Here is a 10,741-nt window from a genome sequence, read left to right as displayed (position 1 = left end):
ATAGGCTGGAAGTGGAAGCATAGTGATATGTGGAGCGGACCAGTACTAATCGGTCGAGGACTTAACCACGCAAGAGGGTTAAGGGTAAAGATGTGGTGTTGTTTCGAGTTATTAATCAACTGTCTAGTTTTGAGAGAACGGAGTTCTTTCATAGTAATAAGAAAAGAGTCACTGTGCGGTGACGATGGCGGGAAGGATCCACCTGTTTCCATTCCGAACACAGCCGTTAAGCTTCCCAGCGCCGAGGATAGTGAGGGGTTTCCCCTTGTGAAAGCAGGACGTTGCCGCGCAGCTCTTTTTTTGTTTTATAAATGAATAAGGGGACTTAGCTCAGTTGGGAGAGCATCTGCCTTACAAGCAGAGGGTCAGCGGTTCGAGCCCGTTAGTCCCCATTATTATACCGAGCCATTAGCTCAGTCGGTAGAGCATTTGACTTTTAATCAAAGGGTCGCAGGTTCGATTCCTGCATGGCTCATTTTTTTCTTCATAAAGTGAGATACTATCTTACAAATGCGTCCTTAGCTCAATTGGATAGAGCACCTGACTTCGGATCAGGCGGTTGAGGGTTCAAATCCTTTAGGGCGCGTTACTTTTTAAAATGAATGGTGGTGGCTTTCAGTATTTAACTGAAGCGACCTTTTTTTGTATTTTAAAAAGTCCATTAGAGGTGTCCTCTTACTTTAACTTTGTTCTTATTACTGGTATAATTGTTAATAGTCAAGAATAGTCAGACTTATACTCGGTTCCTTAATTAATGAAGTAAAGGAGGATACTGAAAGAATACTTGAAAAGTACAGACAAAAAAGTTAGAATCATTTTTCAAGCATTCATCTTTCAGTTATGTTATAAATGAATAATCAAAATATGACTGATATTATTGAAGCTTATTTAAAAGACGTATTGCATAAAAAAGAACAGATAGAAATAAGACGAAGTGAAATAGCGAAGTTATTTGATTGTGTGCCATCACAGATTAATTATGTGATCAATACTCGATTCACCATACAAAATGGATATATAGTAGAGAGTAAGCGTGGTGGCGGTGGCTATATACGTATAATGAAAGTTCAAGTGTTAGACGAAATGGATAGACTAGATTCAATGATTGAAATAATTGGAAAGTCTATTTCAGAAAGAGATTCACGCTCAGTTGTGCAGAATTTATACGAAAACGACATTATAAGTAAGCGAGAGGCCAAGCTTATGTTAGTGGCTATGGATCAGTCTCTTTATACAGGAGATAAATTTACAGACAATCGCTTGCGAGCTAACTTATTGAAAAATATGTTGGCTAATTTGCGATATGAAATGCCCAAAAAAAGAAAGGCGGACTAAAATATGAATGAACTATTTACAAATAGGGCCAAAAGAGCTCTACTGATTGCTCAAAAGGAAGCCAAAATGTTCCGCCATCGTTCAGTTGGTACAGAGCATTTGTTGTTAGGTTTAGTTATGGAAGAAGATGGAATTGCTGGAACAACTCTTAGAGAACTAAATATTACCGAAGATGACATTAGAGAAGAGATTGAACATTTCTCTAGTTACGGACCCGGGAGTGCTATTGCGGAAAGTACAGTTCTTCCTTATTCTCCTAGAGCTAGACAGACCATTAAATATGCGACAGATGAAGCAAGAAGAATGAAGCGCCCACAAGTTGGAACAGAGCATTTACTGTTAGGCTTATTACGCGACCAAGAAGTCTTATCTGCAAAAATATTAAATAATTTAGATGTGAATTTAGCTAAAGCTAGACAATTAGTTCTGAAAAAATTAGGCACTCAAGAAAAAAATGCGAAAAACAAATTAGCAGGAAGACGCTCGTCTAGACCTACTCAAGCAACTGCTGGTGGAACGCCTACTCTTGATTCTTTAGCGCGTGATTTAACTCAGCAAGCTAGAGAAAACAAGTTGGATCCTATAGTAGGAAGAAGCAAAGAAGTCAGACGAATTATTCAAGTCTTAAGTAGACGAACAAAAAATAATCCAGTTTTAGTCGGTGAGCCTGGTGTTGGTAAAACGGCTATTGCAGAAGGATTGGCTCAAAAAATTATTGCAGGAGAAGTACCTCCAGTGCTACAAAATAAACGACTCATGACATTGGATATGGGTTCACTAGTAGCGGGAACGAAGTACCGTGGTGAATTTGAAGAGCGCATGAAAAAGATTATTGATGAAATTTACAATGATGGCGAAGTGATTCTGTTCATTGATGAATTGCATACGCTTATTGGTGCAGGAGGAGCAGAAGGGGCCATTGATGCGTCTAATATCCTCAAACCGGCTTTAGCTCGCGGAGAACTTCAGACGATTGGAGCCACAACGCTAGATGAATACCAGAAGCACATTGAAAAAGATGCGGCATTAGAGAGAAGATTTGCGTCTATTCATGTCGATCCTCCTACAGAGATGGAAGCTGAAGAAATACTCTTTGGACTCAGAGAGCGTTATGAAGATCACCATGGAGTGAAAATATTAGATGAAGCTATCCGCGCAGCGGTTCATTTCTCCACACGTTACATCACTTCTCGTCAATTACCTGATAAAGCCATTGACTTAATGGACGAATCAGCGTCTAAAGTCAGAATGGATGTCAGTGATTCGCCTACTCCGTTATCCAAAGCAACGGAAGCTCTGGAAGATTACATTGCTAGAAAAGAAGAAGCCATTCAATCTCAAGACTTTGAACGGGCAGCTTTGATTAGAGAAAAAGAAATGCGCCAAAGAAAGAAACTAGAAAAGATTATTAAGCAAGAAAATGCTGGTGAAGTGGAACAATTAGAAGTGTCAGCGAGTGATATCACAGAAGTCGTCTCTCAGTGGACAGGTATTCCAGTGAATCAGATGGAAGAAAAAGAAAGTCAACGGTTGCTTAATCTAGAGAAAGTCCTTCATGAACGTGTAGTTGGACAGGATGAGGCTGTTGTAGCTGTTTCTAAAGCTATCAGAAGAGCTAGAAGTGGATTGAAAGATCCCAACCGTCCGATTGGTTCCTTTATGTTCTTAGGACCAACAGGAGTAGGTAAAACTGAATTAGCCAAAGCGTTAGCTGAAGCCATGTTTGGTGACGACGATGCACTGATTCGGGTTGATATGTCTGAATATATGGAAAAATACAGTACCAGTCGTTTAGTTGGGTCTCCTCCAGGTTATGTGGGATACGATGAAGGGGGACAATTAACTGAAAAAATCCGTCAGAAACCTTATTCCGTTATTTTACTAGATGAAGTGGAGAAAGCTCACCCAGATGTCTTTAATATACTTCTTCAAGTACTAGATGATGGACAATTAACTGATGGTAAAGGACGAAAAGTGGACTTCAAAAATACGATTCTGATTATGACGTCTAACTTAGGTGCAACTGCCTTAAGAGATGAAAAATCTGTTGGATTCGGAGCTGTGGATAAGAGATTTGATCACAGTGCAATGGAAAAACGAATCAGAGAAGAACTGAAAAATGCCTTTAGACCAGAGTTCTTAAATCGTGTAGATGATACCATTGTCTTCCATTCTCTAGAGAAAGAACAATTACGTGAAATTGTTAAGTTGTTGACACGTAATATCGTTCAAAGAATGGACGAATTAGGAATTGAATTGAAAATTACAGCCGCTGCCATGGATGTTATTGCAGAAGAAGGATTCGATCCAGAATACGGTGCAAGACCACTGAAACGAGCCATCCAAAATAAAATGGAAGACCGTTTGAGTGAATCACTATTAGCCGGAGAAATTAGTTTAGGTGATAGAGTGACCTTAGGGGCTTCTAAAGGCGCTATTACGTTAAAAGTAAGAGAATCCAAAAAAAATAACAATAAAGAAGCTGTAGCAAGTAAATAAAACCAAAGAAAACAGGAGATAGGCTGATAGCGCATCTCCTGTTTTTTTGTATAGAAAAATAGACTGTAGATCTGAAGACGGTCTATCACTTTATTTGAAATATATGGAGAACAAGGCATATTTTTGGTATAAATACACTCTTTTTGTTACGATGAGGGTAACAAAAATAAGAAAGGGTTGATAGAGATAATGAATAGAATGGATGATACACATAAAAGTATTTTGCTAGGCGTAGGGGTTGCTTTTCTCGTTGGAATTGTAACATTTTTATTCTCAACAGACACAGCGCAAAAGAAAACAAAAAAGGTGATGAGAAAACATAAAGCCAAAAAATACATCAACAAGTTACCCGGCAATAAAAGCAAAACAAGAAAGTTTTTAGACAAATTATCCGATGAAGACTTGAGAGACTTGGTTGGAGCCGGAGATATGGTAGATGATATTGGCGATAAATTCTCTCATATGGGTTCTGACTTGAAAGATTATGTACACGATAAATCAAAAGATACTAAAAAATTTATGAAGAAAATGAAATAAAAAAGAGAACTTTTGAGGGTCTGAATCATCTGACCTTCAAAAGTTCTTTTATAATATCAGTAAATAACAGAGTAGGAGTTCATTCATGTTTTTCAATGAAAGACCCGTGGTTTCATTAAAACGGTCCATCCTGTATTGAAGGGTATTACGATGAACAAACAGATTTTTAGCAGCGACACTCACGTTACCTTGACTTTCCCACAAGGCCACAACCAATTCTTTCCAATCCTCTTGATTTTCAATTTGTTTCTTAAGCTCCTTCATAATGGAGCTACCTGCGACAGCTTCTTTAGTAAAGTAGCGGAGAGCGACATCAGGTAAAGCATTGATGCGATCATTTAAATGCGTGACTTCTTGTTGGAATATGGCCTGTTCTTCTTTAAGAATACTTTTTAAATGAGAGTCAGGCTGCCAATAGTGTCCTATATAGGCATTGGTACGAATCGAGAAGTCATCTTCTAATGTTTTTATCGTTCCCGTAATTTCTTCTCTCGATAGAGAAGGGGCAGAATTATCCTGGACGACAAAACACATATCACTTGTCACAAAGAAAACGTCCAAAACAGGATCAAAGAGGTGAATAATTGAATCAATCCAGATGGAATAATCAAACTGATCATCCATTTTTTCTAAATAAAGTTGGATTAAGCGAACCGAACGGGTTGTTTGCGGAGGCAGCTCTTTATTGCCTTCTAGATACTGAAACCAATCCGAACGAGAAACGGGAAAAGATGTGGGCTGGACTTCCTCTTTTAACAGATTGAGCAGATGCCATTCTTTATCATTCAATTTGTCTGTCGGAATATGAATCCATTTATTTTTGTAAGGTATACGAAAAGTATCGCTTTCTAAAAAAGGATAGTCAGATAGCTGGGCATCAGGGTATAGCTGTTTAATTTTGGAAAAATTCAAACTAAATCCTCCTCACGTTCATTACACCTATTTTACCACTGTTTATGTGAATAATAAACTAAGGTATAATGAATAAAAAGCGAACACTGGAGCGATAGCATGAAAGAATTTTCGATAGAAGAAATCAACCATTATATGAACGAAGCGATTCAAGAAGCCAAAAAAGCAGAAGCTATAGGGGAGGTCCCCATTGGAGCAGTCCTAGTCAAAGAGAAAGAAATTATAGGTAGGGGCCATAATCAAAGAGAAAGTTCCCAACTAGCAGCTTCACATGCTGAAATGCTGGCGATTGAAGAAGCCAACAAAAAAATAAAGAATTGGCGTCTAGAAGAGTGCCACTTATTTGTAACTTTAGAACCGTGTGTCATGTGTAGTGGAGCGATTGTATTATCCCGATTGAAAAGTGTGTATTATGGAGCAGCCGATCCAAAAGGCGGGGCGGTCAGAACCTTGATGACTGTTCTGGAGGATGACCGTTTAAACCATCAATGCGAGGTTTACCCCGGAGTACTTGAAGAAGAGTGTGCGGAATTATTAACCTCTTTTTTCAGGACATTGAGAGAAAAGAAAAAAGCTCAAAAGAAAAAAGAAAAAAACGAGTAACTTTCCTAATCGAAAGCTACTCGTTTGATTAATTGTTGGACAGTTTATTATCTTTTTCTACCATTTTATCAACGGCTTGAATTAAAGAACCAGAAAAACCTGACTGCATAAGGTTTAGAATAGCCTCGACCGTAATTCCTCCTGGAGAAGAGACTTGATCGATTAAGTCCCAAGGCGATGTAGCTGATTCGTGAACCGTTTTTCCACTGCCTAAAACGGCTTGAGCGGCGATTTTAGTGGCTGTATCTTTAGACATTCCGTACTTGACCGCAGAACGAGCGAGAGTATCAATCATTAAAAACACAATGGCTGGAGAACTGCCTGCTAAGGCGATGAAGACGCTCAGTTGCTCTTCAGGTATAAAGACCACTTCCCCTATAGCAGAAAAAAGTGTCTCGACTACTTCTTTTTGCCTGGAGTCCACTTCCTTATTTTCAACAATAGCTGTCATAGAGGCTTGCACTTGGGCATTCAAATTAGGCATCACGCGAAAGTACTGATTTTTTGAAAGATGTTCTTCCAGCTTTGTGCTAGTTACACCTGCTGCAACAGAAATGACAAGTTTTTCTTTAGGGATTGTTAGAGGTTGAAGCACTTCATCAAACTGATGGGGTTTCATAGCCAGAATGATGACATCAGCTGAATCAATTACAGCTTGATTCGACTCTACTCCTGTTATTCCCCATTCTTTTTCTGTTTTTTGCCGGCTCTCTTTTGTCCGAGTAGAAAAGAAGACTCTTTCTTTTTGAGTGACTTCTTCATTAATTAGTCCATTAGCTATGGTCTTAGCCATGTTTCCAAAACCTATAAAGCCTATATTCATCATTCTCATCCTTTACGAAACGTTTCCTTTAGTTTAGCATAAGTAGTAGGAGAATAAGAAGGAGGAAAAAAATATGAGTCACCTCAAGAAGTTTTCTGTCAAAACATCAGCTAAACAAGAATTTGTTATGATTGATCACTATTTAGAAGAAGCGTTGGAAGAAAGTGGTGTAAAAGACGGCATCATGGTCGTCTATTGCCCACATACGACAGCCGCCATAACAATCAATGAGAATGCTGACCCCGATGTCAGAGTAGACTTGAAAAAAGGTCTGGATGACACTTTCCCCAATCATGATTATTATGTCCATATGGAAGGAAACTCTGACGGACACATGAAATCATCCGTTGTCGGAGCGAGTGAAACGCTCATTATTCATGAAGGGAAACTCATTCTTGGGACTTGGCAGAGTGTGTATTTTGCAGAATTCGATGGACCAAGAAATCGAACGCTCTATGTAAAAATAATAGAAGGTTAAAGAGACACCCCCTTGTTCATCCAGACTAGGGGGTGTCATACTTTTTTCAATGTCACTTACTTATAGTGTTCATCTAAAAATTCAGACACATCTTTCCGAGAATGCAAAGAATGTTTTTTCTTTAACTGATTTATTGGAAAAGTAATGAAATAACCAACAACTAAAAGACTAATAGGGAAGTATATGTATTCAAAATGTCGGTGAGATGTTAAAAAATATACAGTCAAAAAAGACCCTATCCATACCAGTGTGAATCTAAAAAATAGCAGTCTGTTGAAGACCACACGTTCTTTATTTTTTTGGATAACTTTCTTTTCTGCGTCTTCCTCATTTTGTTGAGATTCAGAAGCCATATTTACATTGAGGGAGTCATCCGTATCTTTTTCAAGTGTGTTTATCAGGGAATCGACTGTTACATCACACATATGACAGATTGAAACAATGAAATCCATACTGGGAATAGATTTGTCATTTTCCCAATTAGAGATTGTCTGACGACTAACAAATAATCTGTCCGCAAATTCTTGTTGAGTTAACTTTTTTTCTTTTCTTAACTGTTTTAATTTTTTTCCTAATGTCATCTTTCTATGCCTCATTCTTTTTCTTTATTCAGAGCGACTGACTTGCAAGTATTGTACTAAATCTGGTGGAGGCAAGCAAATGGCTGCCAATGATGGGATGTAAACGACTTTTGACATCATTTGAAAGGAAAGTGTGCTACGTTTATGAAAGTAAAAAGGAAAAGAGGTTAAATACATGGACGACAGTAAAGGAATTATCATTAGACATTTACTCCTAGTCACACTAGGAGTAGTGGCAACATTTTTTTACTAGTAGCATGGCCAGAAGGCTCGGATAGACATACTATTTTATCATTTTTTATCGGAGGAGGGTTGGGCTTTACACAAAGTAAGAGTGTCTTAAAAATGGATATTCTGTTGAAGTATAGTTTAGTGATTATTTTTTTCTTATTCTGGTACTTCTTTATACCGAATCCGTTAATGAGTATCTTATTTCTTCTTGGAGCACTCACTGGACTGTGTTTGAAAAGAGAAATTAAAGAAAATAGTAAATAAATGGAATAGCTATAGAGATAGATTAGTATTCTCTTTTTTTAGTAAATAATAACTATAAGTGGGGCTATATAAGTCATTTATTCCTAATCGTGTGAACAAATAGTGAAAAATAGTTCTGAAGCCCGATGACAATCTCATTTATTTGGAGTAAACTGACGATAGTTACATATAAGGAGATATTAAGAGAAGGAGATGAATTATGTTAGAAGTTAAAGATATACGGAAAACCTTCGGTGATTTAACTGCAGTGGATGACGTTAATTTTACGATTAAACCAGGAGAAATAATGGGATTAATCGGACAAAACGGTGCAGGAAAAACGACAACTTTCCGGATTATACTAGATTTACTAACGGCGGATACAGGCGATGTGCTTTGGAAAGGGCAATACATAAACAAAAAGGTGTTAAACAGTATTGGCTATTTACCAGAAGAGAGAGGGTTGTATCCCAAAGTATCGATTGAAAATCAGCTGTTGTATTTTGCTCAACTGAGAGGGAAGAAAGCGAAAGAAATCAAACCTCTTATCGATGAATGGCTAGATAAGTTTGAAGTGAAAGGGAAGCGAACAGACAAGATAAAAACATTGTCTAAAGGGAATCAGCAAAAGGTTCAGTTGATAACCACGCTGATTCATGAGCCCGAATTGATTATTCTGGACGAACCATTCAGCGGACTGGATCCTGTTAATGCTGATTTACTGGAAGACGGGATTAAAGAAGCTCAAGCTAAAGGGGCCTGTATTATTTTTTCCAGTCATAATATGAATAACGTTGAAGAGCTGTGTGATAGCTTAATTATGCTGAGAAATGGCCGTCCTGTATTGAATGGGACTATCCGTGATATTCGAAATCAGTTTGGTCGGACCAAGCTATTTTTAGAGTCTGATTTAACAGAAGGTGAGCTACGTGCTTTCCCTGGAGTCAAAGATGTGAGCACGACAAAAGAAGGAGTCTCTGTCGTTCATTTAACAGAAACAGAAGACGGAAAAGCCATCTTTGATGCAGCTACTAGAAACGGGTATATCCCAACATTCAGTCAGCAGCCACCAACCTTGGAAGAAATATTTAAGCGAATGGCGGGTGAGAAAAGATGAGTAAATTTTGGGTCATAACAAAAGAGGTCTATAAAAAGAATATTAAATCATTTGGGTTCTTAATGATGGTCTTGATGCCCATCTTAGTCATCGGTTTTATTGCCGCCATCGCCTACTTTACTTCAAGAGACACGACGGATATTGAACAAATTCCGATTGCTGTTGTCACCGAAGACACTCAGGTTCAGTCTCTTTTCGCTGGAGAAGAATGGAATTTTGAAGTGGATGCTTCTATAAGCACAGAAGAAGAGGCGGAGGAGGCCTTAAGTGATGAATCCATTGAAGGCTATCTGCTTATCGATTCAACCGAATCGGGTATTCAAGCTGAAGTGGTCCATGCGAATGCTTTAAACGAATCTATCCCCCTTATCTCAGAGGTTCTATCAAACTATCAAACGATGATGAGAGCATCTGAGCTCGATTTATCTCAGGAGGAAGTATTCGCCTTATCTGAGCCAGTGGATGTTCAAGAAAGGTATGTATCGATTGAAGATGGAACCATAACGGAAGAGGATTCAACTGATTTAATGGTCCAGCAATTCGGTGCCTACTTTGTCAGCATTGCGATTATGGTGTTTATCATGACTTACGCAGGGATTATTGCTGAAGAAGTCGCTAATGAAAAAGGGACCCGTATTATGGAAGTCATCTTATCCAGCGCGAGTGCCACAAATCATTTCTTCGGGAAATTAGTGGGAGTCATGCTGGTTCTGCTGACTCAAATAGCCATTTATGTTGGGGTTGCTTTAGCAGCGCTATTCTATTTCAGAAACTCGGAGTTTATAGAAATGATTACCAGTACTATAGATATTGGAGCCATGCTTAGAGAACTCATGGGGTACACTCTTATATTCTTTATTACAGGCGTTATTATGTATGTTGTCTTGGCAGCCTTCTTTGGGTCTCTGGCAACGAAGATGGAAGACGTCAATAAAGCCGTCACACCGATTGTCTTTTTAGCTCTCGCTGGGTTTTACGTCGGATTATTCGCATTTAGTGTGCCTGACCATACCATAAGCGTTGTCGCGTCTTACTTCCCGCTCTTCACGCCTTTTGTTATGCCGTTCAGGATTGCTTCCGAAACCGTCAGCACCTTAGGGATATGGTTATCGATTATTGGGACTATATTATTTGCTGTCCTCATATCCGTGGTGTCACTCGCGTTTTACCGATCCAACGTATTGATTTATTCAGACACCAATATTTTTGGAACTATAAAACGTTCATGGAAAGTGATGCAAAGTAATCGTCAAGCTAAAAAAATGCGTGCGTAAATAGTTTTAAAGCCTTTGAGATCCGCTCTCGAAGGCTTTTTTTATGGTCTTTGAAAACCCTCGGCTATGCCGGGGGTTCCGGAAAGCTTCCAGCGTGGGGTCAAAAAA

10 protein-coding genes, 3 tRNA genes and 1 rRNA gene are annotated in these 10,741 nt (G+C 38.6%); 11 read left to right on the top strand and 3 right to left on the bottom strand.

Going from position 1 to position 10,741, the window contains the following annotated elements:
* Positions 1–174 precede the first annotated feature (174 nt).
* The 7 genes from rrf to ABDZ53_RS05505 all read left to right on the top strand — a co-directional run bounded on the left by rrf (position 175) and on the right by ABDZ53_RS05505 (position 4,371).
* A 5S ribosomal RNA gene (gene rrf / locus ABDZ53_RS05535) occupies positions 175–290 on the top strand.
* Positions 291–319: 29 nt separating this feature from the next.
* Positions 320–392 (top strand) — tRNA-Val (locus ABDZ53_RS05530).
* Between the two features lie 10 nt (positions 393–402).
* Positions 403–475: transfer RNA gene (locus ABDZ53_RS05525), tRNA-Lys, on the top strand.
* Between the two features lie 37 nt (positions 476–512).
* A tRNA-Arg gene (locus ABDZ53_RS05520) sits at positions 513–586 on the top strand.
* Positions 587–849: 263 nt separating this feature from the next.
* Positions 850–1,335, top strand: coding sequence for a CtsR family transcriptional regulator (locus ABDZ53_RS05515; RefSeq protein ID WP_343754596.1), 486 nt, complete (start codon positions 850–852; stop codon positions 1,333–1,335).
* 3 nt (positions 1,336–1,338) lie between these two features.
* Positions 1,339–3,834, top strand: coding sequence for an ATP-dependent Clp protease ATP-binding subunit (locus ABDZ53_RS05510; RefSeq protein WP_343754595.1), 2,496 nt, complete (start codon positions 1,339–1,341; stop codon positions 3,832–3,834).
* Positions 3,835–4,023: 189 nt separating this feature from the next.
* Positions 4,024–4,371: a hypothetical protein gene (locus tag ABDZ53_RS05505; protein WP_343754594.1), complete on the top strand. Its 348-nt coding sequence runs from the start codon at positions 4,024–4,026 to the stop codon at positions 4,369–4,371.
* Positions 4,372–4,419: 48 nt separating this feature from the next.
* On the opposite strand, the gene ABDZ53_RS05500 is transcribed toward ABDZ53_RS05505, so the two are convergent.
* Complete coding sequence (locus ABDZ53_RS05500) at positions 4,420–5,283, bottom strand: helix-turn-helix domain-containing protein (protein WP_343754593.1); 864 nt, start codon at positions 5,281–5,283, stop codon at positions 4,420–4,422.
* A gap of 99 nt (positions 5,284–5,382) precedes the next feature.
* On the opposite strand from ABDZ53_RS05500, the gene tadA reads away from it, so the two are divergent.
* Positions 5,383–5,886: a tRNA adenosine(34) deaminase TadA gene (gene tadA / locus ABDZ53_RS05495; protein ID WP_343754592.1), complete on the top strand. Its 504-nt coding sequence runs from the start codon at positions 5,383–5,385 to the stop codon at positions 5,884–5,886.
* Positions 5,887–5,914: 28 nt separating this feature from the next.
* Here the strand turns inward: tadA and proC are convergent, their stop codons facing one another.
* Complete coding sequence (gene proC / locus ABDZ53_RS05490) at positions 5,915–6,709, bottom strand: pyrroline-5-carboxylate reductase (protein WP_343754591.1); 795 nt, start codon at positions 6,707–6,709, stop codon at positions 5,915–5,917.
* A gap of 73 nt (positions 6,710–6,782) precedes the next feature.
* Here proC and ABDZ53_RS05485 point away from each other — a divergent pair, with 73 nt between their 5' ends.
* On the top strand, positions 6,783–7,187 hold the full coding sequence (locus tag ABDZ53_RS05485) for a secondary thiamine-phosphate synthase enzyme YjbQ (protein WP_343754590.1): 405 nt from the start codon (positions 6,783–6,785) through the stop codon (positions 7,185–7,187).
* Between the two features lie 56 nt (positions 7,188–7,243).
* On the opposite strand, the gene ABDZ53_RS05480 is transcribed toward ABDZ53_RS05485, so the two are convergent.
* Positions 7,244–7,768, bottom strand: a complete 525-nt coding sequence (locus ABDZ53_RS05480) for a helix-turn-helix transcriptional regulator (protein ID WP_343754589.1) — start codon at positions 7,766–7,768, stop codon at positions 7,244–7,246.
* 694 nt (positions 7,769–8,462) lie between these two features.
* Here ABDZ53_RS05480 and ABDZ53_RS05475 point away from each other — a divergent pair.
* Positions 8,463–9,359 carry an ABC transporter ATP-binding protein gene (locus ABDZ53_RS05475; protein ID WP_343754588.1) on the top strand — a complete coding sequence of 299 codons (897 nt, stop codon included), beginning with the start codon at positions 8,463–8,465 and terminating at the stop codon, positions 9,357–9,359.
* Complete coding sequence (locus ABDZ53_RS05470) at positions 9,356–10,633, top strand: ABC transporter permease (RefSeq protein ID WP_343754587.1); 1,278 nt, start codon at positions 9,356–9,358, stop codon at positions 10,631–10,633. The genes ABDZ53_RS05475 and ABDZ53_RS05470 overlap by 4 nt, the downstream gene beginning before the upstream one ends.
* Positions 10,634–10,741 lie beyond the last annotated feature (108 nt).

It is taken from the genome of Alkalibacterium iburiense, assembly GCF_039521845.1.
GTDB lineage: Bacteria > Bacillota > Bacilli > Lactobacillales > Carnobacteriaceae_A > Alkalibacterium > Alkalibacterium iburiense.
Note: the sequence above shows the minus strand (reverse complement) of the source record. Positions and strands in the feature narration are given on the sequence as shown.